23 protein-coding genes and 1 riboswitch are annotated in these 24,238 nt (G+C 65.1%); of the genes, 14 read left to right on the top strand and 9 right to left on the bottom strand.

Features of this window, described 5'->3' with window-relative positions:
- Window position 1 precedes the first annotated feature (1 nt).
- Complete coding sequence (locus ACIBJI_RS00170) at window positions 2-688, bottom strand: TetR/AcrR family transcriptional regulator (RefSeq protein ID WP_364353742.1); 687 nt, start codon at window positions 686-688, stop codon at window positions 2-4.
- A 96-nt stretch (window positions 689-784) separates the two neighbouring features.
- Between ACIBJI_RS00170 and ACIBJI_RS00165 the strand changes: the two genes are divergently transcribed.
- Window positions 785-2,185, top strand: coding sequence for a lipase family protein (locus tag ACIBJI_RS00165; protein WP_364353745.1), 1,401 nt, complete (start codon window positions 785-787; stop codon window positions 2,183-2,185).
- 111 nt (window positions 2,186-2,296) lie between these two features.
- Here ACIBJI_RS00165 and thiC read toward each other — a convergent pair whose 3' ends face one another.
- A complete protein-coding gene (gene thiC / locus ACIBJI_RS00160) occupies window positions 2,297-3,922 on the bottom strand; it encodes a phosphomethylpyrimidine synthase ThiC (RefSeq protein ID WP_364353748.1) in 1,626 nt (541 codons plus the stop codon).
- Window positions 3,914-4,040: riboswitch (TPP riboswitch) on the bottom strand. It overlaps the preceding gene by 9 nt.
- 108 nt (window positions 4,041-4,148) lie before the next feature.
- On the opposite strand from thiC, the gene ACIBJI_RS00155 reads away from it, so the two are divergent.
- The gene (locus ACIBJI_RS00155; protein ID WP_364353751.1) at window positions 4,149-4,343 is read left to right on the top strand and encodes a hypothetical protein; all 195 of its coding nucleotides are present in this window, start codon (window positions 4,149-4,151) and stop codon (window positions 4,341-4,343) included.
- Here the strand turns inward: ACIBJI_RS00155 and ACIBJI_RS00150 are convergent.
- Together ACIBJI_RS00150 and ACIBJI_RS00145 are read right to left on the bottom strand one after the other, a co-directional pair.
- Entirely contained in the window at window positions 4,336-4,818 is a 483-nt protein-coding gene (locus ACIBJI_RS00150) for a VOC family protein (RefSeq protein WP_364353754.1), read from the bottom strand. The genes ACIBJI_RS00155 and ACIBJI_RS00150 overlap by 8 nt on opposite strands.
- A gap of 67 nt (window positions 4,819-4,885) precedes the next feature.
- Window positions 4,886-5,293 carry a hypothetical protein gene (locus ACIBJI_RS00145; protein ID WP_364353757.1) on the bottom strand — a complete coding sequence of 136 codons (408 nt, stop codon included), beginning with the start codon at window positions 5,291-5,293 and terminating at the stop codon, window positions 4,886-4,888.
- Between the two features lie 58 nt (window positions 5,294-5,351).
- On the opposite strand from ACIBJI_RS00145, the gene ACIBJI_RS00140 reads away from it, so the two are divergent.
- Complete coding sequence (locus tag ACIBJI_RS00140) at window positions 5,352-5,813, top strand: MarR family winged helix-turn-helix transcriptional regulator (RefSeq protein WP_364353760.1); 462 nt, start codon at window positions 5,352-5,354, stop codon at window positions 5,811-5,813.
- Window positions 5,814-5,878: 65 nt separating this feature from the next.
- Here ACIBJI_RS00140 and ACIBJI_RS00135 read toward each other — a convergent pair whose 3' ends face one another.
- Window positions 5,879-7,348, bottom strand: a complete 1,470-nt coding sequence (locus tag ACIBJI_RS00135) for an MDR family MFS transporter (protein ID WP_364353763.1) — start codon at window positions 7,346-7,348, stop codon at window positions 5,879-5,881.
- 125 nt (window positions 7,349-7,473) lie between these two features.
- Here ACIBJI_RS00135 and ACIBJI_RS00130 point away from each other — a divergent pair, with 125 nt between their 5' ends.
- Together ACIBJI_RS00130 and ACIBJI_RS00125 are read left to right on the top strand one after the other, a co-directional pair.
- Window positions 7,474-8,043, top strand: coding sequence for a helix-turn-helix domain-containing protein (locus ACIBJI_RS00130; RefSeq protein WP_364353767.1), 570 nt, complete (start codon window positions 7,474-7,476; stop codon window positions 8,041-8,043).
- Window positions 8,044-8,563: 520 nt separating this feature from the next.
- A complete protein-coding gene (locus ACIBJI_RS00125; RefSeq protein WP_364353770.1) occupies window positions 8,564-9,040 on the top strand; it encodes a DUF1772 domain-containing protein in 477 nt (158 codons plus the stop codon).
- A 113-nt stretch (window positions 9,041-9,153) separates the two neighbouring features.
- Here ACIBJI_RS00125 and ACIBJI_RS00120 read toward each other — a convergent pair whose 3' ends face one another.
- Window positions 9,154-9,711, bottom strand: coding sequence for a helix-turn-helix domain-containing protein (locus tag ACIBJI_RS00120; RefSeq protein WP_364353773.1), 558 nt, complete (start codon window positions 9,709-9,711; stop codon window positions 9,154-9,156).
- 39 nt (window positions 9,712-9,750) lie between these two features.
- Between ACIBJI_RS00120 and ACIBJI_RS00115 the strand changes: the two genes are divergently transcribed.
- From ACIBJI_RS00115 to ACIBJI_RS00105, 3 genes are all read left to right on the top strand, one after another.
- Window positions 9,751-10,995, top strand: coding sequence for a KasA/KasB family beta-ketoacyl-ACP synthase (locus tag ACIBJI_RS00115; protein WP_364353776.1), 1,245 nt, complete (start codon window positions 9,751-9,753; stop codon window positions 10,993-10,995).
- A gap of 79 nt (window positions 10,996-11,074) precedes the next feature.
- The gene (locus ACIBJI_RS00110) at window positions 11,075-11,866 is read left to right on the top strand and encodes a thioesterase family protein (protein WP_364353779.1); all 792 of its coding nucleotides are present in this window, start codon (window positions 11,075-11,077) and stop codon (window positions 11,864-11,866) included.
- Window positions 11,867-12,365: 499 nt separating this feature from the next.
- A complete protein-coding gene (locus ACIBJI_RS00105) occupies window positions 12,366-13,871 on the top strand; it encodes an SH3 domain-containing protein (RefSeq protein ID WP_397082551.1) in 1,506 nt (501 codons plus the stop codon).
- Between the two features lie 184 nt (window positions 13,872-14,055).
- On the opposite strand, the gene ACIBJI_RS00100 is transcribed toward ACIBJI_RS00105, so the two are convergent.
- The gene (locus ACIBJI_RS00100) at window positions 14,056-14,703 is read right to left on the bottom strand and encodes a TetR/AcrR family transcriptional regulator (protein ID WP_397082549.1); all 648 of its coding nucleotides are present in this window, start codon (window positions 14,701-14,703) and stop codon (window positions 14,056-14,058) included.
- A gap of 85 nt (window positions 14,704-14,788) precedes the next feature.
- Between ACIBJI_RS00100 and ACIBJI_RS00095 the strand changes: the two genes are divergently transcribed.
- On the top strand, window positions 14,789-15,925 hold the full coding sequence (locus ACIBJI_RS00095) for an epoxide hydrolase family protein (protein WP_397082547.1): 1,137 nt from the start codon (window positions 14,789-14,791) through the stop codon (window positions 15,923-15,925).
- A 322-nt stretch (window positions 15,926-16,247) separates the two neighbouring features.
- Window positions 16,248-16,871: an SDR family oxidoreductase gene (locus tag ACIBJI_RS00090; protein WP_364353794.1), complete on the top strand. Its 624-nt coding sequence runs from the start codon at window positions 16,248-16,250 to the stop codon at window positions 16,869-16,871.
- A 73-nt stretch (window positions 16,872-16,944) separates the two neighbouring features.
- On the opposite strand, the gene ACIBJI_RS00085 is transcribed toward ACIBJI_RS00090, so the two are convergent.
- Window positions 16,945-18,090, bottom strand: coding sequence for a GTP-binding protein (locus ACIBJI_RS00085; RefSeq protein ID WP_397082545.1), 1,146 nt, complete (start codon window positions 18,088-18,090; stop codon window positions 16,945-16,947).
- 70 nt (window positions 18,091-18,160) lie between these two features.
- On the opposite strand from ACIBJI_RS00085, the gene thiD reads away from it, so the two are divergent.
- The gene (thiD, locus tag ACIBJI_RS00080) at window positions 18,161-19,003 is read left to right on the top strand and encodes a bifunctional hydroxymethylpyrimidine kinase/phosphomethylpyrimidine kinase (RefSeq protein ID WP_364353800.1); all 843 of its coding nucleotides are present in this window, start codon (window positions 18,161-18,163) and stop codon (window positions 19,001-19,003) included.
- 266 nt (window positions 19,004-19,269) lie between these two features.
- Here the strand turns inward: thiD and ACIBJI_RS00075 are convergent, their stop codons facing one another.
- Complete coding sequence (locus ACIBJI_RS00075; RefSeq protein WP_397083023.1) at window positions 19,270-19,992, bottom strand: TetR/AcrR family transcriptional regulator; 723 nt, start codon at window positions 19,990-19,992, stop codon at window positions 19,270-19,272.
- A gap of 142 nt (window positions 19,993-20,134) precedes the next feature.
- On the opposite strand from ACIBJI_RS00075, the gene ACIBJI_RS00070 reads away from it, so the two are divergent.
- From ACIBJI_RS00070 to ACIBJI_RS00060, 3 genes are all read left to right on the top strand, one after another.
- Entirely contained in the window at window positions 20,135-20,770 is a 636-nt protein-coding gene (locus ACIBJI_RS00070; protein WP_397082542.1) for a class I SAM-dependent methyltransferase, read from the top strand.
- 69 nt (window positions 20,771-20,839) lie between these two features.
- Entirely contained in the window at window positions 20,840-22,093 is a 1,254-nt protein-coding gene (locus ACIBJI_RS00065) for a bifunctional glycosyltransferase family 2/GtrA family protein (protein ID WP_364353806.1), read from the top strand.
- Window positions 22,090-24,141: an ArnT family glycosyltransferase gene (locus ACIBJI_RS00060; RefSeq protein WP_396958220.1), complete on the top strand. Its 2,052-nt coding sequence runs from the start codon at window positions 22,090-22,092 to the stop codon at window positions 24,139-24,141. The genes ACIBJI_RS00065 and ACIBJI_RS00060 overlap by 4 nt, the downstream gene beginning before the upstream one ends.
- The last annotated feature ends 97 nt before the right edge of the window (window positions 24,142-24,238 follow it).

Genomic DNA, 24,238 nt, shown 5'->3' with positions numbered 1-24,238 from the left:
TTCAACGCGCGGCAGTTCGAACTCCCGCATCGACGACGGCGATGAAACGCTGCAGGTCCTCGATCAGCGTATCGACCAGATCGGGAGCGCCACCGTCGTCATGATGGTGCAGCCAGTCCGCGACGAGTTCGAACATGCCACCAATGGTGGCCAGCGCCAGAGCGATTCGCCCGCGCTGCTGCTCCGGATCCGATGACTCCACACCCGACCACTGCTGATCGAGGAAGGCCGCCGCCCAACGTCGATTACTGCGCCGTTGCTTTTCCACCGCCGGTGAGATGCCGCCCGCCTCACCGAATGTCACCTTGGCCAGCCGCGGATCGTCGGCAATGGCGTGCACGAAGGCCGCGATAATGGCCTGCGCGCGCTCTGGCCACGGCAGTTCGGCGGCCGCGATGGCCGCCTCGATAGCCCGCCGTTGAATCTGCTCGGTGATATGGGTGAGCAGCGCGACGTAGCACGCTTCCTTGCTGTCGAAATGATCGTAGAAACCCTTGGTGCCGACGAACGCGCGCTGACAGATCTGTTCGATCGACGTACCCGAAAAGCTTTGCTCGGCAAATAGTTCAGTGGCCGCGTCGAGCAATTGGCTGCGCCGTTGCGCACTGCGCTGCTCGGCATCGAGGCCACGGATGCGGCGCCGCGCCGGAGTCGGATCGGGCCGCGCGGCGGATTTGCTGCGGGTCATATCTCGACCATAGCCGGAGCAGTTTCAGAAAGACTTCTTGTTGGTAACAGGAAGCCGTGTTGTAATCACTGTCACGTCGATGAGGAAGGTGCAGCCGTGCCAGTGATCAATGAGGATCCGACCCGCAAACGTCGGCGCGGATTGCGCACGGCGGCCGCGCTGGTAGCGATGGCGATGGCCTTGATGGCCTCGCTGGCCGGTGGTATCGCGGCCACGCCAGCCGCAGCCGTACCTGTGCCACAACAGGATTCGTTCTATCAGCCGCCGGAGGGCTTCGAGGCGCAGGAAGTCGGCGCGATTCTGCGCTCGCGCGAAGTGCATCTGGCGGTGCTGACCGTACTGCCGCTGAGCGTGCGCTCATGGCAGCTGCTCTACCGCAGCACCGATCTGTTCGGACAACCGACGGCCGCCGTCACCACCGTCATACTGCCCGCGGGCGCGGATCCGAACCGGTCGCGTCCGCTGGTCTCGCTGCAGTTCTACTACGACAGCGCCAGCATCGCCTGTGCACCGTCATTCGTGCTACAGCAGGGCGCAGGACTGCCGGGCGTCGAAGGTATCCATTCACAGAGCGAGCTGATCGCGATCGCCGCGATGATCAGTCAGGGCTGGGCCATTTCGGTGCCGGACTACGAGGGCCTCAACGGACATCTTGCGGTGGCCGAGGAGCCGGGATATATGACACTCGACGGCATTCGGGCCGCCGAGCGTTTCGAACCACTCGGCCTGGACGGCGCGAATACCCCGGTGGCGCTGTGGGGTTATTCCGGCGGCGGCATGGGCAGCGGATGGGCCGCGCAGATGCAGCCGAGCTATGCGCCGGAACTGAACGTCAAGGGTGCCGCGCTCGGTGCGCCGGTTTCGGACGTCGAATCCCTGTTGCACGTCAACGGATCCATGTTCTCCAGCCTTATCGGCATCGGCGTGTCCTCGCTCTACAACGCCTACCCGAAGTTCCGCGAGGTGACCGATCAGTACCTGACGCCCGAGGGCAAGGCGCTGATGAACCGGACCAACTCGCAGTGCCTGCCACGCAATGCACTGACCCAGAAGTTCACCGATTACCAACGGATACTGACGATTCCGATCGGGCAATACCTCGCACTACCGGAAATCCGCGAGGTCTTCGACGCGACCGTACTCGGCGAGCGCACCCCGACCGCGCCGCTGTTCATCTATCAGGGCGTCCTGGACGAGGCGGTGCCGATCTGGACCACCGATCGCCTGTATCAGCAGTGGTGCGTCGACGGCGCATCGATCGTCTACAAACGCGACCACCTCAGCGAACACCTGACCCTCCCGTCACTCGGCATGGCCGACACCTTCAACTGGTTGAAGTCGCGCCTGGCCCCCAATGCGCAGGATCAGGTCGGGTGCCGCACCGAGAACGTGGTTTCCATGCTCGCCGATTTCAATGACCTGATCACCCAGATCGAGATCAATCTGAACGCCACCTTCGGCGCCCTCGGTTTCCCGATCGGGCCGCGCGAACGCTGATGCAACTGCCTCGGCATCCATTTGTGCGAATCCACTCCTGAGCGGCGGATTCTTCGTGTATCTTCCTGAATGAAGCCCCGGACCACCCTTGGTCCGGGGCTATCGCCATTTTTACGACACGACCGGCAGGTACACCTGTGCGCCGTGGTCGGCGAATTCGGCGGACTTCTCCGCCATCCCTGCTTCGATCGCCTCGACATCCGAAAGTCCCTGGCGGGCAGCGTATTCCCGTACGTCCGCGGAGATGCGCATGGAGCAGAACTTCGGTCCGCACATGGAGCAGAAGTGGGCGGTCTTGGCGGGTTCGGCGGGGAGGGTTTCGTCGTGGTACTCGCGGGCGGTGTCCGGATCGAGCGAGAGAGCGAACTGGTCGCGCCAGCGGAATTCGAACCGCGCCTTGGACAACTCGTTATCTCGGTCCTGGGCGTGCGGATGGCCTTTGGCGAGGTCAGCGGCGTGCGCGGCGATCTTGTAGGTGATCACACCGACCTTGACGTCGTCGCGGTTGGGCAGCCCCAGGTGCTCCTTGGGGGTGACATAGCAGAGCATCGCGGTGCCCGCCTGGGCGATGATCGCCGCACCGATGGCCGAGGTGATGTGATCGTAGGCCGGTGCGATATCGGTGGCGAGCGGGCCGAGGGTGTAGAACGGCGCCTCCTCGCACAGCTCCTCTTCCAGCCGCACGTTCTCCACGATCTTGTGCATCGGCACGTGCCCCGGACCCTCGATCATGACCTGCACACCATGCGATTTCGCGATCTTGGTCAGCTCACCCAGGGTGCGCAGCTCGGCGAACTGGGCCTCGTCATTGGCATCCGCGATGGAGCCCGGGCGCAGGCCGTCACCGAGCGAGAAGGTCACGTCGTAGCGCGCCAGGATCTCGCAGAGTTCGGCGAAGTTGGTGTACAGGAACGACTCCTGATGATGTGCCAGACACCATGCGGCCATGATGGATCCACCGCGCGAGACGATGCCGGTGACCCGCTTGGCGGTCAGCGGTACATAGCGCAGCAGCACACCGGCGTGCACGGTCATATAGTCGACGCCCTGCTCGCACTGCTCGATTACGGTGTCCCGGTAGATCTCCCAGGTGAGCGCGGTCGGATCGCCGTTCACCTTCTCCAGCGCCTGATAGATCGGCACGGTGCCGACCGGGACGGGCGAGTTGCGCAGGATCCATTCGCGCGTCTCGTGAATGTTCTTGCCGGTGGACAGATCCATAATGGTGTCCGCACCCCAGCGGGTGGCCCACACCATCTTCTCCACTTCCTCCGCGATCGAGGAGGATACGGCCGAGTTGCCGATATTGGCATTGATCTTCACCAGGAACTTCTTACCGATAATGGTCGGCTCCAGCTCCGGATGCTTGTGGTTGGCCGGGATGACCGCGCGACCCGCGGCGACCTCGTCGCGCACCAGTTCCGGCGTGACGCCCTCGCGTGCGGCGATGAAGCGCATCTCGGGAGTGATGATGCCCTGACGTGCCCAAGCCAGCTGGGTCGGCGGACCGTCGACCTCGGGTTTGGTCCAGCCGTCGCGCAACTTCGGTAGACCGGCCTCCAGATCGATGGTCGCCGCGTCGTCGGTGTACGGGCCCGAGGTGTCGTAGACGTCGAAATGCTCGCCATTGGTCAGATTGATCCGACGCACCGGAATGCGCAGGTCATCGACCTGTTGGTAGTGCTTGACGCTGCCTTCGATCGGACCGGTGGTCACGGAGTCGACATGTGTGCCCATGAATATCCTCCCTACGCCGGCATTACCCGGTCAGGTTCATACGGTCGACGGCCCTGAACGCCCGAATTGGGCTAGCCATCCTCTCAGCCCGCTGGTGCGAGCCCCCGTTGGTGTGTGAAATTTTCCCGCCCGACGATACCTTTCCACCTGCACGCCCCGCAGGGCGATCGGAGGAACATACAGCGAAGCGGCCGAGGCCCGACCGGGCGCCGGTACATTCCTCAGGGTGAAATTCATCCTGGAGGTAGATCTGGATGTCCTGCCCGAAGGCGTGGCGGCGCCGGCCGATCTCGCCGATGAGCTCGGCCGGATCCTGCGCTACTGGGGCGGAAATATGAAGCACTACCAGATCACCGAGGGTGACAGCTCCGCGATCTACAACTCCGGATACCGCGAGGTCGGCTCCTGGCAGATCAGCTGACCTTGCCCTCGTAGGCGTCCCGCATGCCTTGCAGGTCGATTTTCTGCATACCGAGCATCGCCTGCGTGGCGCGGTTCGCGGCAGCGCGATCGGTACCGGTCAGCAGGGTGTCGGCTTCGACGGGCCAGATCTGCCAGGGAATGCCGTATTTATCGTTGAGCCAACCACATTCGATCGGTTGGCCGCCGTCTGCGAGCAGTGCCGTCCACAGCCGGTCGACCTCGTCCTGGCTGTCGCAGTTGACCAGCAGCGACATGGCGTGGGTGTAGTGGTAATCGCCGCCGCCGTTGATCGCGGTGAACTTCTGTCCGTTGAGTTCGAAATCGACGAGCATGGTGAGCCCGGCTTCGCGCGGACCCGCCTCGGAGTACGGCACGACATTGGTGATCTTCGAATCCTCGAACAGCGAACAGTAGAACTCGGCGGCCTCCTCGGCCTGGGTGTCGTACCAGAGGTTCGTGACGATCTTCTGCATGGTGGTCCTCCCGATCGGTGTGCCTGTATTAGTGCCGACGGTGCGGGCGGACGGAATTCATCGCCCGTCAGTAGGACTGGAGCTCGATCAGGGTACCCGCTGGGTCGCGCAGGTGTGCCGTGCGCAGGTTCGGGCCCCAGTTCGGTCGATCGGCCGCGGCGGCGGCCAGGGTCGCGCCGTTACGCAGGCACAGGTCGAGGCCCGCGTCGACGTCGGGTACTCGACAGACGAACATCACGACATCTTGCGCGGGTGCCGCGGTGACGGGCAGGTCGATGGTGTCGACTACTTCTGCCATCGTGCTGCGGTCGAAGAGCACGAGTACCGCTTGATCATCGACATCCCAGTTCGCGTAGGGGCCCGCCGCGGTGCCTTTGATCAGCTTCGCGCCGATGAGCTCCGGGAGGACGGCGTTGTAGAAGTCGAAGCATTGGGCGAAACCGGTGACGAGCAGTCTCGGGTACAGGGCATCCACGCTGTCTCCTCATTAGTAGGTGCAGACCTATCGTAGGTTCCTACCTATAATTTGTCGCATGGATTCCGCACGTGCACTTCCGCCGAGCCTGCTCGGGCTCGAGACCTACCTGCTGTCACGGGTGGGCAAGTTCGCGCGAGGACGGTTCGCCGATCGGCTCGCGGCGCGCGGACTTCGGCTGTGGCATATGGCCGTACTCGCCACGCTCGCCGATTTCGGACCGCATGCACAGCGTGATCTGGGCATTCGGCTCGATATTCATCCGAGCGATGTGGCGAAGATCGTCGACGAATTGGCGAGCGCCGGTCAGGTCGAACGGACACGCGATCGCGCCGATCGTCGTCGAATGTCGGTACGGATCACCAGGACTGGTCGAGCTTTGCTGCGGGCCCTCGACAAGGAGGCGGGACAAGTACGTGACGAGGTGCTCGCCCCGCTCCGTCCGGAAGAACGAATCATTCTGGGGGACATGATGCTTCGGCTGTTCGAGCACACGCACCCGGACGTCGTGGCGGAGTGATCGACGACCGCCTACCTGAACGACACCGCGCCTGCCCGATCCCAGCGGGCAGGCGCGGGGCAATTTCAGGCAGCGGCCTTGCTTTCGGACTTGTCGATGGCAACCGGATCGGGAGCCTTGCCGCGCAATGGAACTTCTTCGATGAACCAGGCGATCAGGAAGCCGAGTGCGCAGATGGCGGCGGCGGCCAGGAAGACATGTCCGGTGCCGGTGGCGAAGGCCGCGAGGTAGTCGTGTCCCTCGGTGGGCACATGGCCCTGTAGCGCCCTGGTGAACAGGGATCCGAAAGCCGCGACACCGATTGACCCGCCAAGCGTGCGGAACAGTGTGACCGCACCGGATGCCGCACCGATATTCGCCATCTCCACACTGTTCTGCGCGACGGCGGTGGACAGCTGCATCGAGAACCCGAGTCCGGTGCCCATCAGCGCCATGGCGAAACCCGTTGCCAGCCGACCTGTTTCGGCGTCGATGGTGGCCAGCAGTATCGCGCCCGCAGTGAGGAACAGCCCGCCGAGGATGAAGAAGATCTTGTACTTGCCGGTCGCGGTCATCCGCTTCCCGACGATCTGGGAGACCACCAGCAGCGGCATCATCATCGGCAGCAGGAGCAGTCCGGAGTTCGCGGCCGAGGCGCCCTGCACCGTCTGCTGGAACAGCGGCAGATACAGCACCGATCCGAACATGACCACGCCGCCGACCAGGGCCGTAAGCGCGGCCAGGGTGAGATTGCGGGTACGGAAGATCCTCAGCGGTATCACCGCGTCGACGGCCCGGCGTTCGATCACCAGGAATGCGGCCAAGGCGGCCACCGCGAGCATGGCCAGCCCGACGAGCTGCACCGAGAGCCACGCGTAGTCGACACCGCCCCAGGTCGCGATCAGTACCAGTGCGGCGATCGCCGTCGTCAGCGCGAGAATACCCGCGTAGTCGATGCTCACCTTCCTGCGCACGACAGGCAGTTCGAGCCGCCACCACGACCAAGCGAAGGCCACCAGGCCCAGCGGGATATTGATGTAGAAGGCCCAGCGCCAGTCGAGTCCCTCGGTAATCACACCGCCGAGCAGCGGTCCGCCGATGGTGCCGACGGCCATCGTGGTCGCGGTCATGCCCTGGTACTTTCCGCGTTCACGCGGCGGGACCAGCGCGCCGATGACGGCGAATGCGGTTACGGCGATACCGCCCGCGCCGAGCCCCTGCAATGCGCGGAATCCGATGAGCGCGGGCATCGACCAGGACGCGCCCGCCAGTACCGAACCGATCAGGAACACGCCAATCGCACTGAGGAATACGGTTTTTCGGCTGTAGAGATCGCCGAGTTTCGCCCACACCGGCGTCGAGATCGCCGACAGCAGAGTGTAGGCGGTTACCACCCAGGCCACGTGGGACAGTCCGCCCAATTCGCGCACGATCGTCGGCATCGCGGTGCCGACGATCGCGTTGTCCAACATTGCCAGCAGCATCGCCAGCAACACCCCGGCCAGTACCAATCGGATCTCTCGCGCGCTCTTCGTCTCGGTCATTTCTGCGGACATGGCCGCTCGCCTCCTTCGAGTCTCGGCAGCTTCGGGCCGCCGACCGACCCAGAAAATCATAGTCACTACAAAAGTACAACTGCTCCGACTTTGGTGCCGATAGCCTAATCGGGTAGAGTTGCGGCATGACCGCGACGATCGGGCGCAGGGAGCGCAAGAAGGCGCAGACGCGGCAGGCACTGGCCGATGCCGCGACAAAGCTGTTCACCGAACGCGGCTACGACAATGTCGGCGTCCGAGAGGTCGCCGAGGCTGCGGATGTATCGCTGAGCACCCTGTTCAAGCATTTCCCCAGCAAGGAATCACTGGTCTTCGACCTGGACGCGGATGTCGAGGCCGACCTGGTGGCAGCCGTCCGCGACCGGCCCGCCGGACAATCGGTCATCCACGGGCTGCGCGACTATCTGATGCGCACCCGCACCGCGCGCAACGACGATCCCGGAATCGTGGCCTTCCACCGCCTCGTAGACTCCACGCCCGCGCTGCGCGAGTACGCGCACCAGATGCTGCTGCGGCACGAATCCGCATTGGCGGCCGCGATCGCCGAGGCGACCGGCGCACCAGAGGGCGATCTCGCGGCCGCGGGACTCGCCCACTTCGCGCTGGAAACCGGCAAAGTGGCGAGCACCAGGGAAGATCCGGCGAGTGCGTTCCGCGAGTTGTTCGAACTGCTCGAAAACGGCTGGAGTCAGTGACTCCCCTGCCCCGAAATCCTTTGGGCACCAACCATACTCGGCAGTCTCGCCCGCCTGTCCGGCACCTTTCGGCCGCACCGGCGAGACCAGCACCGCCACGGCGGCGATGAGCGCCGGACCATCACCGAGTCCGCAGGTCGAGAGGACCAGGGCGACAACGGGTTAGATGGTCGGCTCGGGACTCGCGTCGCACCGGCGACCGCGGCCCCAAATGCCGATGGCGAGTGCGGATTCCTGGCGTCGGTGACGATATCGCGGATCAGCGAGAGTATGGACGGCATCACCACGGTGCCGCCGATGGCGAGCAGCACCCGATCGCGCAATCAACTGCCAGGCGCTGCGCGCGGTAGCCGCCAAGGACCCTCTGCTCGCCGATTCCAGATTCCGTCGACATCTCCGCTAACAACAAGCTACCGAGCCGGATGGTTCAGCGACGCACGGAATTCCGATGCGGGTTGACTACAACTTCTAGCGTTGCTAGATTCCATAACAACGCTACAAGCAGAGAACGGAAAAGCTCATGATCACCACACTCATCCAGGTCGTCGCCATCGTCTCGGTCCTCGCGAACGCCGTCGTCTACGGCACCGACGCCTGCTTCGCACTGATCACGCGGTCGGTGTACGACAAGCTGGACGACCAGACCGTGACCATGTCGGCGGGCTGGGGTCACTACTACGGTGATCGCCGGATGCCGATCGTCGGCATCAGCGGTGTCGTGACCGCGGTCGCGACAACGGCTCTCGCGGCGATCGGCGGCCACACGGCGGCAGCGATTGCGGCGGGCATCGCCGTCGTGGCGCTGGTGACCTGGCTCGGGATCTACGTTCGGGTCGCGAAGCCGGTGAACACCCAGCAGACCGCCGCCGCGCACTCCGGTGTCATTCCGGCGAATGCCCGCGCACTGCAGGATAAGTGGAACAGTGTGATCAACGGCCGGGTGGGGCTGCAGTTCATCGCCGTCGCCGCACTCTGCGCCGCGATCGCCCTCGCCTGACGCGTCTCATCGAGAAACCCTGTGTCGACCGCACCTTCGACACAGGGTTTTTTATTTGGTTCGAGGGTTGCACCGACAGGTCTACCAAGGCAACGATCGGCCGAATATGGTGCCTAGCGGATGGTTTGGTCGATCAGCATGCGCGCAGCGCGATTGGTGCGCTCGACATCGCCGGTGATCAACCGATCCTGAATTATGCCGCGCAGACCCGAAACCAAGAGCGTGGCAACAGCTTCCGGATCATCGATGGATTCGATTCGACGCAGCGCATCGGCCAGCGACCCGATGAAGGTCGCGATCGCGGCATTCGCGTATTCACCATAGGGACTCCCCGGCACACACGCGGCCCCGAGCACCTGCAGCAGCACCCGCACACTCGTCGTGGCCTCGCCGGCGATATTCACCGCACAGAATTCACCGAGCCGCGCGCGCAGCGAAGCCGCATCGGACACCCCCGCGAAGACCGCGGCGATATCCGGGCGCTGCGTGGTGAGCGCCTGGACCAGCAGTTCTTCCTTGGTATTGAAGTAGTGGATCAGCATCCGCGAACTGGTGCCGAGTTCCGCGGCGAGCGGGCGCAGCGACAGGTCACCGAGACCGTGGGCGGCGATGTATTCGACGACACCGGCCAGCAGGTCGGCGCGTTTCGCGTGGTCGAGTGGGCGGGCCATGGGTTGACTGTAGCGATTGGTACAGGTATTCATGACACCGTGACTGTAACAATCGCTTCAGAAACTCGCCCGGCCGTCGTGGTCACCGCGGTCGCCGCGACCACATCGCTCGCCGATGACATCGACGCGACCTGGTCCGGACTGCTCGCCGGGCGCAGTGGTATCGGCATGCTCGCGGACGATTTCGTGGCCGAATACGATCTGCCGGTCCGCATCGGCGGCAAGTTGAAGTCACGGCCGGGTGATCAGCTCACTCGCGTCGAACAGCGCCGTCACTCCTATGTCGAGCAGATGGCCCTGGTGCTCGGCCGCCAGGTCTGGCGCAATGCGGGCACACCCGAGGTCGAGGGCGAGCGGCTCGCGGTCGTCATCGGCACCGGTCTGGGCGGCGGTGATGCGCTGATCAATGCGGTCGATTCGATGCGCGACGGCGGCTACCGCAAGGTGTCGCCGATGTCGGTGCCGATGGTGATGCCGAATGGTCCGGCGGCGACCGTTGGACTCGAAATCGGTGCCAAGGCAGGGGTTTTCGCGCCGGTATCGGCCTGCTCCTCCGGTTCGGAGGCGATCGCACACGCCTGGCGGCTGATCACCACAGGCGAGGCGGATGTCGTGGTGGCCGGTGGCGTCGAGGGGCATATCGATGCGGTGCCGATCGCGAGTTTCGCCATGATGCGGGCGATGAGCACACGCAATGACGAACCGGAGCGGGCATCACGGCCATTCGATCGGGATCGTGACGGGTTCGTCTTCGGTGAGGCGGGGGCACTTCTGGTACTGGAGTCCGAGCGGCATGCGCGTGCGCGCGGGGCACAGATTCACGGCCGGGTGCTGGGCGCTGGGATCACCTCGGACGCCTATCACATCGTCGCGTCGGAACCGGAGGGCATCGGTGCGGCGCGCGCGATGCGCAAGGCGATATGCACTGCCGGACTGCAGGTTTCGGATATTCAGCACGTCAATGCGCACGCGACATCCACCTCGATCGGCGACGCGTCGGAAGCCAATGCCATCACCGCGGTCACGCCGGAGGCATCGGTCTACGCACCCAAATCCGCGCTCGGCCATTCGATCGGGGCGGTCGGTGCGCTCGAATCGATCCTCACCATGCTGACGCTGCGCGACCAAATCGTCCCGCCCACATTGAATCTCGACAATCGGGACCTGGAGATCGACCTCGATATCGTGGCGGGCGCGCCCCGCGTGCAGCGCATCGATTTCGCGCTCAACAACTCGTTCGGCTTCGGCGGCCACAATGTCGCCCTCGCCTTCGGCCGGACATAGCGGGCGGCTGATCGCCGCAGAGTAGCGTCGTAGCAGAATCGTTAACCGTACGAACAACCCAGCGGAACGGGACAACGACGTGGCCGACGCCTTCTACACCCCAGATCCGGCGAACCCGAATCGGTTCGTCTCGACCGAACTGACCCGCGGTCCGTGGTCACCCGACGCACAGCACGCCGGACCGCCATCGGCGCTGCTCGGGCACGCGATCGAGCGCTGTGAGCCGCGGGCCGGATTCCAGATCGGGCGGGTCGCGGTGGAAATCCTCGGCCCGGTTCCCTTGGAGCCGCTGACGGTGACCACCCGGGTGGCCCGCCCCGGACGCAGTGTGGAGCTGATCGAGGCGATCCTGTCCACCGATCGCGGACCGGTCATGCGAGCGAATGCCTGGCGATTCAAACTCGCGGAGCCGGAGCTCGAACTGCCGGAGCAGTTTCTGCCGACCGGTGTGCGCCCCGGCCCGGATCAGGCGGTGCCGTCCCACTTTCCGTCGACCCAGTCCATCGGTTTTCACACCGGTATCGACTACCGCTTCGTCTCCGGATCTTTCGAAGATCCCGGCCCGGCAATCTGCTGGATCCGGCTGAAATATCCGATCGTCGCCGGTGCCACGCCGAGTCCGCTGGAACGCACCCTCGCCGCGGCGGATTCGGGCAACGGTGTCAGCCGGGTGCTGGACTGGAACCAGTACTTGTTCATCAATACCGATCTCACGGTCACCCTGCACCGACAGCCGGTCGGTGAATGGGTCTGCCTGGATGCCGCGACCTATCCCCAACCGCACGGCATCGGCTTGGCGGAGTCGGCACTCTTCGATGAAAAGGGCCCGCTCGGCCGAAGCACCCAAACGCTGTTCCTGGGACCGCGCTAGCTAGCTCGGCTCCAAACTGCGCGATAGAAAATTGCCGCACCAGCCGGACGCCTGGCAGTCGGATCGAGTTGCGCGCCATTCCGGATCAAAGCGGAAAACACGGTCCGAACTTCGCGGGTCGAGACCACCGGTTGGCCTGTTGCTGAGCAATCGCCGCATGTGAAACCATGAATGTGATTTCGGTCGACCCGAAAACTCTGATGACTGGACACCCGGCGGCAAGCCGCGCACCGCGGACACCGGGCCCGGCGACCGATACCACTCGCGCAATGGTTCGCGGTCCGGGTCTTGCTGAATTTTGCGCCCTGCTCGGCCTGGTGCCGGTCGCGCCGCTGCCGGCCTGGAGCGACCGCGCGTCGCGGCTACAGACGGATGTGCGCGACGGCCCGTGCCCGGGCTTCTTCGGTCGCCGCGGCATCCGGCGCATCCAGGACGGTGCGGTACGCACGCCCACCGAGCCGCTTTCGCGCAGCGGTCAGGGCGCGGGAAGGAGTCGACGATGTTGATGCGCTTCCGACTGGCCGCGGACCAACTCGCCGCGGCCTTGTCCATCGCTGGGCTGAAGCCGGGACCGCGGTCCGCCCTGCCGCTGACGACCTCGCCGGACGACCCGGTGGCGGCGCTGCGGGACACCGGGCTGCTCGAAGCGGACGGCCGACTCACCGGACCCGCGAAGGAAGCACTGCGGATCGCTGCCGATCCCGCCCACACCACCGCCATCACCGCCAACCACGTCGGGCAGGACGACTGGACAGCGGCACTGGTGCTGCGCGGGGACGAACACGACACCTTCGTCATGCAGGCCGGGAGCGGCGACGACGGCTTCGATTTCACCGTCGTGCCAACGCTCACCCAGGCCACCATGCTGATCGACCAACTACTCGATCTCACCTCATACGGCCCCGGATTCGCATCACCGCCGATCGACCTCGATCTCATCGCATTCGCCGCACTGCTCGCCGCCGCCGATGCGGCACAAGAGGGCCGCCTGGCCGGGGTCCCGCGGCGAAACGTCGCACCCGGACCGCTCGAGCTGCGGGCGCTCGAACTGGAGGAGCAACTCGCCAAGGGGCTCGCCGCCGGCGACACCCGTTGGGCCTTGTCCGCCGCCCAGGGCGCCACGCCGGTATCACTCGCGGCGGCGGCCGGTCGGATGCCGGAGGGACTGGCACGGCTGGCCTCGCTGGGCCTTGTTCGACTGGCGGCGCTCGGTAGCTACCGATTCACCGACGCCGGGACCGCGGTGGCACGGTCGTTCGGCCAACTGTTGACGACCGGAAGAATCGCCGTAATGACAGGTGCGGCAAGGAAACAGGACGCACTCGCCGATTTCACGGTGTTCCGTTCCACGTTCTCGACCCGGTTCGCATGCTGGCGCGAGCTGACGGCGCGCAACCCACGTGCCGAATTGTTCGAGACCACAACGGAAGTCGCGCTCCGTCTGGTGCGCGATGTGCTGGATCCCGCCGTGGTCAAGCCGTTCGCCGGTGGCATACCGGCATTAGACGCCTCCGCCATACCCACGGAAGTCGTGCCGGTGGTCGAGCGCGGCGGCACACCGGCATTTCATCCGACCCATCAGGTACCCGACAACGGCATGCCCGCATGGGTCACTCCCGACTCGACCCGGACGCCCGTCGCCCGCATCGACCCGCGCGTCGAACTCCAGATCCTCGAGCGCTCCGGCGACTGGGCGCATATCGCCTGCAACAACGGCTGGACCGGATGGGTCGACGGCCGCGCCATCGAACCCCTCGCCGCCCCCTGGTATCCGACCCACCTGGTACCCGACGGCGGATTGGACGCATGGGCCGCGCCCGATCCGAGTCTCGGCCCGCTCACCAGCATCGATCCCGGCGTCGAACTCCAGATCCTGGGCCGCGCCGGGGACTGGGCGCATATCGCTTGCAACAACGGCTGGACCGCCTGGGTGGACGGCCGCGCGATCCAACCCCTCGCACGGCCCGACGCAGCCTGGACGTCCACCGGCAACGAGCGCGACTGATGTCTCGGTCACGAGCATGGCATAGCTCTCGGGAACCAGAATCGTCGAAATATGTTGTGCGGCCCAGCCATTGCCGCCCGGATCGGTTAGAGGCAGAACCCGACATTGTCGAGCGGGTCGGGCACAGGCCTGGGACTCGCACCGATCACTGTGCGGACCGCACGCGATGACCGAACTCATCGGCTTACTTGCGCGGTTTCCAGCGCCATGCGAATTCTCCCGACTCGGGCGGCGGACCCGGCAGTTCACCTTTTCCCGAGAGCCCTGCGATCAGCATGGCGAGCACTCGCCTGCGCAGTTCCGCAGTTCGGACTTGGTCCGGCATGGCAATTGCCGCGCAGGCGTCCAGGACGAGACCGAGGTCGTTGGCATTGGCATCCGCGTGCAGCCGCCCGGAGGCGTGTGCGCGCCGCACTAGTTCCTCGGTGACTTCACCCGAATGCGTGAGGTCCGGCAGCATCGAATCGTCCGGCGTGAACGTGCCTGCCAGATGCACGGTCAGTGAGTGCACATCCGCGTCGACTACCCGCTCCAGGAATCCGACCAGACCACGCCAGCCATCCGAATCCTCCAGTGCGGCGTCGGCTTCGGCGTTGTAGCGGCGCAGGCCCTCGTGGCAGAGGGTACGCAGCAGCACCTCCTTGCTCGGATAGCGGCGATAGAGGGCGCTGATCCCCACTCCCGCGCGCTCGGCCACGGCGGCAATGGGGGCGTTGGCATCGGCGAGGAAGATCGCGCGGGCCGCCGCGAGGATGAGCCCGTCATTGCGGGCGGCCTGCGCCTTGCGGCCGGGCAGACCCTTCTGAGCTGGGGCGTCGGTTGTCTTCGGCATGGGTTCAGATTAGCACTTGAAACGGAATGATCCGTTCTGATACTGTTCGAACAGAACGAAGCATTCCGTTTCAAAAGGAGTCGAAATGACCGCCATCACGCCCTTCACCATCGACGTTCCGCAGGCTCAGCTCGATGACTTGACCGACCGGCTGTCCCGAGCCCTCTACCCGAACGAGTTGCCCGGCGTCGGCGACGCGTACGGCGTTCCGAACGAGCGGGTGCGGAATCTCGCCGCGTACTGGCTGGAACACTTCGACTGGCGCACTCTGGAGGCGAAGCTGAACTCCTACCCGCAGTTCACCACCGAGATCGATGGCGAAGATATCCACTTCCTGCACGTCAGGTCCTCCCGGCCGGATGCGCTGCCAGTGATCCTCACCCACGGCTGGCCGGGTTCGGTGCTCGAATACCTCGATGTCATCGCGCCACTGACCGAACCGGAATCGGCCGACGATCCCGCCTTCCACCTGGTCATCCCATCGCTGCCGGGATTCGGATTCTCCGGTCCGACCCGCAGCACCGGATGGGGCACAGTCCGCACCGCCGCGGCTTGGGCGGAGCTGATGAGCCGCTTGGGCTACGAGCGCTACGGCGCCATCGGCAACGACGGTGGCTCGATGGTGTCACCGGAGATCGGGCGGCTGGATTCCGATCACATCGTCGGAGTCCATGTGACGCAGCTCTTTTCGTTCCCATCCGGCGATCCAGCGGAGTTCGACGGGCTGTCCGAGGACGATATGGCGGCGCTGCAGCACCTGCAGTGGTTCCACGAGAACAAGATGGCCTTCAATACCTTGCACAGCCAGCAGCCGCAGACGCTGGCGTTCGCGCTGGCCGATTCGCCGGTCGGGTTGCTCGGCTGGAACGCGCAGTTGTTCGGCGAGAGCCTCGACGAGGAATTCGTGATCGGCAATGTGGCCATCTACTGGCTGACCGGTACGGCGGGGTCGTCGCTGCGGTTCTACTACGAGAATGCGCGCACCGCGCAGCAGCCGAGCGGGCCGACCACGGTCCCGACCGGCTTGGCGATGTTCAAGGGCGATTTCCAGTCGATCCGCCGGTTCGCCGAGCGCGATCACAGCAACATCGTCAGCTGGAATTCTTATGACGTCGGCTCCGCACAAGGCGGCCCGAACGATGCCGCCGGGCATTACGCCGCACATGAGGCACCGCAGGTGATCGTCGCCGATATCCGGCAATTCTTCGCCAAGCTCGGCTGACTGCACGCTGCGCGACGGCTGGCATCCCGCTTCCGGACGCCAGCCGCTACGCGGTTTCCGGCGTAGACCCTCTCGTATGGTCCCGAGACGCACGGCCATGGTTCGTCTCGTTCTCCGTTGATGTACTGGATTCACCAACAGCTCAACAGCTTTCAACACCCGCGGTGCGAGCGTCAGGCCCGGAGGCGGCAGCCTGCGTAACCACGTAGGGCCCGGGAGCACCGCAAATCAACACCCGCGGTGCGAGCGTCAGGCCCGGAGGCGGCAGCCTGCGTAACCACGTAGGGCCCGGGAGCACCGCAAATCAACACAGGAGAACACAATGCGAATCGCAGTCTTCGGAGCCACCAGCACCGTCGGTCGGCTGGTCGTCGAGCAGGCGCTCGAACAGGGGCACGAGGTCACCGCCTTCACTCGGGATGCGGCGAGTGTCCGACAGCGGCATGAGCGCCTGCACATTGTCGAGGGCAATGTGCTCGATACGAATTCGGTGGAGCGGGCCGTGGTCGGGCAGGACGCGGTGCTGATCTCGCTGGGTGCGGGCCGCAAGGGCGTCATCCGGGCCGAGGGCACCCGCGCGGTGCTCGAGGCGATGAACCGGACCGGTGTGAAACGCCTGATCTGCCAGACCACCCTCGGCGTCGGCGACAGCCGCGGCAACCTGAACTTCCTCTGGAAGTACGTGATGTTCGGGATGCTGCTGCGCGAGGCCTACGCCGACCACGTCGAGCAGGAAGAATACGTCCGCGCCAGCAACCTCGACTGGACCATCGTCCGCCCGAGCGCCTTCACCGACGGCCTCCGCACCGACACCTACCGCCGAGGCTTTCCCGCCGACGCCAAGGGCCTGTCCCTCAAAATCGCCCGAGCCGACATCGCCGCCTTCATGCTCACCCAACTCACCGACCCCACCTACACTCACCAGGCTCCCGGCATCTCCAACTAGCAATCCAGAATGCGGAGGTGGAGGGGCGCTCTCGACGTTTGCCTGCATGGCTACCGGTGATCGATGGTCCAGGTCAGTGCTGATGCAGAGCGCCCCAGGTCGGGAATGGGTCGGGATAGGTGGTCCAGGTGGTGGGGCCCGCGCTGAGTTCGTCGTCGGTGAGGAGGGCGGCGTCGAGGAGGGCGCGGATGTGGGTGGTGTCGAGTTGGATGCCGATGAAGACGATTTCCTGGCCCGCGGGAACTTCCAGGGCGGACCACCAGGCGGCGGGTTCGAAGGTCAGATTCGGACCGGCTTGGGACCAGATGGCGGCGAGTTCGGGGCGGCTGGCGAGCCAGCAGAAACCCTTGCTGCGCAACAAGCCTCGGAGTTGGGCGAGAGCATCGGCGAGGCGTTCGGGGTGGAAGGGTCGCTCGGCGGTGTAGGTGAGGCTGCGAATGCCGTATTCCTCGGTTTCCGGCGTATGGCCGCCCGCTAGCTCCTCGGCCCAGCCATCGGATTCGGCGGCGACGACGGGGTTGTAGCGGCCGGTCGCGAGGACCTCCGCGAGATCTACCGCGCCCTTCTCGGTGCGCAGCACATGGGCGCGCGGATTGAGCCGTCGCACAGTGGCTTCCACGGTTCCAGCGGCATTGGCGCTGACCAGGTCGGTCTTATTGATCAGCAGGACATCGGCGAATTCGACCTGATCGACAAGCAAGTCGGCGATGGTGCGCGTATCGCCTTCGTCCGCTTCGAGATTCCGCTCGGCGAGGGCCTGCCCGCGGGCGATTTCGGCGAGGAAGGTGGAGGCGTCCACCACGGTGACCATGGTGTCCAGGCGAGCGATATCGCCGAGTTCGAAGCCGTCCTCGAATTCCCAGTCGAAGGTCGCGGCGACCGGCATCGGCTCGGAGATGCCGGTGGATTCGATGACCAGTTGATCGAAGCGGCCCTCGCGGGCGAGCTTGCCGACCGCCTCGATCAAATCCTCGCGCAGCGTGCAGCAGATGCAGCCATTGGTCAGTTCGACCAGCTTCTCCTCGGTGCGGTCGAGGTGGCCCTGCCCGGCGACGAGCGCGGCATCGATATTGACCTCGCTCATGTCGTTGACGATGACCGCGACGCGGCGACCGTCCCGATTGGCCAGGATGTGATTGAGCAGGGTCGTCTTGCCCGCGCCGAGGAAGCCGGAGAGCACGGTGACGGGTAGCAGGTCAGAGGTCCATGAGGTGATCACACTTTAATGATAATGGTTTTCATTTAGATGGCGCCGTCCGGTTGGGTCAACGCTGAGTAGGGTCTGGGTTGTGAAATTCCTGCCGCTCGTGCCCGACGGGCAGACCCCGGTTCGCGTCCTCACTATCGCCGGGACCGACTCCGGCGGCGGCGCGGGCATCCAGGCCGATTCGCGAACCATGGCCCTGTGCGGGGTGCACGCGTGTGTAGCGGTGGCCGCGGTGACGGTGCAGAACTCGGTCGGAGTGAGCGGGTTCCACGAGATTCCGCCGCAGGTCGTGGCCGATCAGGTGCGGGCGGTGGTCGGGGATATCGGGGTCGGGGCGGCAAAGACCGGAATGCTGGCCTCGACCGCGATCATCGAGTCGGTCGCGCAGGTGTGTCAGGAAGTCGGGATCGGACGGGATCGGACGCCATTGGTGGTCGATCCGGTCGCGGCATCCATGCACGGCGATCCACTGCTGCACGAGGAGGCGCTGGACGCGGTGCGGCACACGCTGATTCCGTTGGCCACGGTGGTGACACCGAATCTCGACGAGGTGCGGCTGATCACCGGAATCGAGGTCATCGACGATGCATCGGCACGGCGGGCCGCGGAGGCGCTGCACAAGCTCGGAGCGCATTGGGCGATCGTCAAGGGCGGCCATCTGCGCTCCTCGGCGGTGAGCACCGATCTACTTTTCGACGGCGATCGTTTCCTGGAATTCACCGCCCCGCGAATCACCACCGGCAACGACCACGGCGGCGGCGACACCTTGGCCGCGGCTATCGCATGCGCCCTCGCAAACGGTTACTCGGTTCCCGATGCCGTCGAATTCGCCAAGGACTGGACCTACCGCTGCCTAGCCGCCTCCTACGATCTCGGCGCGGGTCATGGTCCGGTCTCCCCGCTCTGGCGCCTGTCCCACTCCTGACGGATTGGCGTGGGGTGTACCTCCATCCCGGCGACAGCATGATCGTGCCGATGACGCTCCGCGAGACCGTCGAGCGGACCGCGCCGGGCAAAAACTACTTCGGCTACTAATGCCGCGACGGGTACCAAAACTTGTCGGTGGGTGGGGGCATACTGTGGGCATCGCAAACACCGTCGGCCTCGACGATGCGGTTGGCGAGAACGATGTGGTTCGAAGTGGATGCGAGAGCCGACCGCTAATGGCGCGCTCGCGGTCGGTGCCACAACTCAGTCGCTGGAGAACGCGAGGTGCAGCGGTAGGTCCGCATCGATGCGGATGCCGTTGAGCCGCGCATTGGCCTCGGCCAGCGCGGAGATGATCTCCGCCAGGTAGGCGACGAATTTCTCGCTGGGCATGGTGTGTGCCTGCAGCCGGTTCGCGCCGAGCCACCAGTCGGTGGCCGAGGCCACCGCACCGAATACCGAATAGTTGACGAGTTCGACGCTGGATACTTCGACGGACTTATCGGCGAGCAGTCCGGCGAACAGATCCGCGGCCCGCTTGGCCGATTGCCGAGCCGACTGCAGCGCCCGCTCGGATTCATCGGCCCGCTGCGTGAAGTGGCTGTGCAGCATGAACCGGAAAACATTGGGATGCTCGGATACCACGAGCACATATTCGGCCGCGCCCCGCCGAATCAACTCGCGCGCCGAATCATTCGTCAAATCGGCACTGGAAACGATCCGCTCCCACAGCATGTCGCGAACCCGATCGACAATCGCGTTGTACAGATCCGTCTTATCCGCGAAGTGCCGATAAAGCTTGGGCTTGGCCGCCCCGGCCTCCTTCGCGATATCCCCCATACTCACTTCGGGTCCGAACTTGTCCAGCGCCCGAAACGCCGCATCCACGAACTGCGCCCGAACCTGCACCCGATGCTCGCGCCACCGCTCGGTCCGAGCATCGACCCGCTTGGGCGTCCCCGCATCCACTCCCCGCCCACTGCGCATCACAAATCCGACCGTACCAACCCCTGTAGCCGAACTCGGTATACGTGCTTGCCGAAACGGCAAGAAAGTTGGCGTTGTCGCGGGCCCGGCATAGATCATGCGAACACAGCGGAAGTACGCGATTTCGATGGGAGAGCGACGCATGAGCGAGGGCACCGCAACCGGCACCCAGGAGTTCTGGGAGGAGTTCTATCAGGACCGGGATCAGATTTGGACCGGGAAGCCCAATCCGTTGTTGGTACGTGAGGCCGCAGGGCTCGAGCCGGGTACGGCATTGGACCTCGGGTGCGGTGAGGGTGCGGACGCTGTTTGGCTTGCGGGGCTGGGATGGCGCGTTACCGCAGTCGATGTTTCCCCGACAGCGCTGCTGCGGGCGGCGGCGCATGCCGACGAGGCGGGTGTCGGCGAGCACATCACGTTTGCCGAACATGATCTGGCGCAATCATTTCCGGACGGAGAATTCGGCTTGGTCTCGGCGCAGTTCTTTCATTCACCGGTCTCGCAGGAGGACGAGCGGACGAAGGTTTTGCGGCGGGCCGCGGAGGCGGTGGGGGTCGGCGGGGTTTTGTTGATCGCGGGGCACGCGGGGTGGCCTTCGTTTATCGAGGACCGACATGACGTGCACTTTCCGACGATGGACGAGGTGCTCGACGGGCTGGCACTCGGAGCGGACTGGAACGTGCAGACCAAGGATGCGGTCGAGCGGGAAATAACGGGACCGGAGGGACAGGCGGGACTGCGTACCGACACCGTGTTGCGGATTCGGCGGATGCGCTAGCCACGGTCCCCAGGAACCTCACAGGTAGGGCCCAGCTGGGGTCCAGCGCGGTTCGCGAGGGTAGTCACCATGACCGAATCGACGACCGCCGCGCACCGGGCGGAAATGACCGAAACGGTGATCACGCCCGTGCTGGACGTCGTGATCCCCGTCTACAACGAAGAAGCCGACCTGGGTGTCTGCGTGCGGCGGCTGCACGCCTACTTGCGCGACGGGTTCCCGTTCCCGGCGCGGATCACCGTGGCCGACAATGCGAGCACCGATGACACCATGCAAGTCGCCGAGCTGCTCGCGGACGAACTCGATGACGTGCGGGTCGTGCACCTCGACGCCAAGGGCCGCGGCCGTGCGCTGCGCGCGGTGTGGGAGCACTCCGACGCCCAGGTCGTCGCCTACATGGACGTAGATCTGTCCACCGACCTCAATGCGCTGCTGCCCTTGGTCGCTCCGCTGATCTCGGGACACTCCGATCTGGCCATCGGCACCCGGCTCGACGCGGCGTCGCGAGTCGTGCGCGGACCCAAGCGCGAATTCATCTCGCGCTGCTACAACCTGATCCTGAAAGCCTCGCTGCAGGCACGTTTTTCGGATGCGCAGTGCGGTTTCAAGGCGATGCGCACCGATGTGGCACGGCGACTGCTGCCGCTGGTGCAAGACGGTGAATGGTTCTTCGACACCGAACTTCTGGTGCTCGCCGAGCGGGCCGGGTTGCGCATCCACGAGGTGCCGGTCGACTGGATCGACGATCCGGACAGCCGGGTCGACATCATCGATACCGCGCGCAAGGATTTGCTCGGCGTGTGGCGGCTGCTGCGCGGACTGACGACCGGCGCGCTGCCATTGGACGAGCTGCGCCGCTCGGTCGGACGGGAACCACTGGTGCCCGGGGTGCCGTTGGGGATGGTCGGGCAGGTGGTGCGGTTCGCGATAGTCGGCGTCATCTCGACGCTCGCCTATATGCTGCTGTACCTGGTGTTGCAGCCCATGACCGGCGCGCAGGTCGCCAACTTCGTCGCGCTGCTGATCACCGCGGTCGGCAATACCGCCGCCAACCGCGCCTTCACCTTCGGGGTGCGTGGATCGAATGGCGTTGTGTCACACCAATTCCAAGGTCTGCTGATCTTCGGTTTCGGCTTACTGGTCACCAGCGGCTCGTTGTTCGCCTTGCACCGCTGGGCTCCCGACGCCGCCGTTCATCTGGAATTGTTCGTACTCGTGGTTGCCAATCTCATTGCCACGCTGATCCGATTCGTCGGCCTGCGCTGGGTCTTCCGTAACCCGACAGCCACCCGCACGGTGGTCACCGAGGGCGGACACCAGTGACCGCTACGCTCACGCCATCGTCGAAAGCGGTACCGCCACAATCGCGCTCCGAGCGCGAGATCCGCTGGGAATACCCGGCATTGGCGGTACTGCTGCTCGGCACCGGAATCGCCTACCTGTGCAACCTCAGTTCCAGCGGGTGGGCGAATTCCTTCTACTCCGCCGCGGTACAGGCGGGTTCGAAGTCCTGGAAGGCCTTCTTCTTCGGTTCCTCGGACGCGGCGAACTCGATCACTGTCGACAAACCACCGGCCTCGCTGTGGTTGATGGAACTGTCGGTGCGGGCGTTCGGACTGAATTCCTGGACCATCCTGGTGCCGGAGGTGCTGCTCGGCGTCGCCTCGGTGGCACTGGTGTGGGCGACGGTGCGCAGACCTTTCGGCCCGGCGGCCGGACTCATCGCCGGACTGACGCTCGCGGTGACGCCCGTGGCCGCACTGATGTTCCGGTTCAACAACCCGGATGCGCTGCTGGTATTCCTGATGATCGCGGCGGCCTGGGCGATGACCAGGGCGGTCGAGGACGGACGCACCCGCTGGTTGGTGCTCACCGGTGTCTTCATCGGATTCGGGTTCCTCACCAAGCAATTGCAGGTGCTGCTGGTTGTGCCGACACTGGCGCTGACCTATCTGTTCGCCGGTCCGCCCAAACTCGGCAAGCGGATCCTGCAGCTGCTCGCGGCGGGTTTGTCGATGATCGTCGCGGCGGGCTGGTGGCTGCTCACGGTCGAACTGTGGCCCGCCTCTTCGCGGCCGTGGATCGGTGGGTCGCAACACAATTCGATCGTCGAACTCACCCTCGGCTACAACGGTCTCGGCCGATTGAACGGCAACGAGCGCGGCAGCGTCTTCCCCGGTGGTGGTGGCGATATGCCGCGCGGTGGCGGTGGCCGCAGCATGTGGGGCAACACCGGGATCACCCGGATGTTCGAACCGGCGCAGGGCGGTCAGATCGCCTGGCTCATCCCCGCCGCATTGGTCGCGCTTGTTGCGGGAATTCTATTGCGCGGCAAGGCTGCTCGCACCGATGGACGGCGCGCGGCGCTGATCCTGTGGGGCGGCTGGCTGCTGGTGACCGGGCTGACCTTCAGCTTCATGGCGGGCATCTTCCACCAGTACTACACGGTGGCGCTGGCTCCGGCGGTCGCCGCATTGGTCGGTATCGGCGCGGTGCAGCTGTGGCGGGATCGGCATCGGCTGTGGGTCCGGTTGTTCGCGGGGCTTGCGGTCGGCCTGACCACCGCGACGTCGTGGATGTTGCTGTCGCGCAGCTCGGGCTTTGTGCCGTGGTTGCGCTGGGCGGTGCTGGTGGTGGGTGTGCTCGCGACCATTACGGTGCTGCTGCCCGCACCGCGGAAGGTGGCGCTGGTCGCGGCATTGGCCGCCACATTCGCCGGATTGGCCGGACCCGTCGCATATTCCGCCCAAACCATTTCGACCGGACACGAGGGCGGGATCCCGTCGGCGGGACCGAATGTCGGGGGGTTCGGACCTCCGCCCTGGGCCGAAAGCAACGGGGGCCCGGGGGGCGAAGGCGGCTTCGGCGGCGGCATGCCCGGTGGGCGAAATGCTGACGGCCGCAATACGAATGGCGCTGGCCGCAATGGCGCTCAGGGGAGAGAACAGGGCACCAACGAAGCGGGCAATCCGATGATGGGTGGCCCCGCCGGTGGCCTGCTCGGCGCGAGCAGGCCGAGCGAGAAGGTCATCGCACTGCTGGAAAACAATGGCTCCGACTACACCTGGGTAGCCGCCGCCACCGGCGCCAACAGCGCCGCCGGATTCCAGCTGGCCACCGAACTGCCGGTCATGCCGCTCGGCGGCTTCAACGGCAGCGATCCGTCGCCGACGCTGGATCAGTTCAAACAGTACGTCGCCGATGGAAAGATCCACTACTTCATCGGCAGTGGCAATCGCGGCGGTGCGGACGGCGGTTCCGGATTCGGCCGCTCCGGCACCAGCAGCGAGATCAGCAAGTGGGTGGAAGAGAACTTCACCGCGACCACAGTCGACGGCATCACCCTCTACGACCTGACCACAGCCCACTGATCCGCTGTTGCGGGATCCGCACCCCTTGGGAAATCCACATCGGGTGCGGATCCCGACAAGCAGTGCGGGGCCGGCGCGCAAAGCAATTCGCCCGGTG

The organism is Nocardia sp. NPDC050408 (assembly GCF_044458905.1).
GTDB lineage: Bacteria > Actinomycetota > Actinomycetes > Mycobacteriales > Mycobacteriaceae > Nocardia.
The sequence above is the reverse complement of the archived record's forward strand: the minus strand, read 5'-3'. Positions and strand labels throughout refer to the sequence as shown.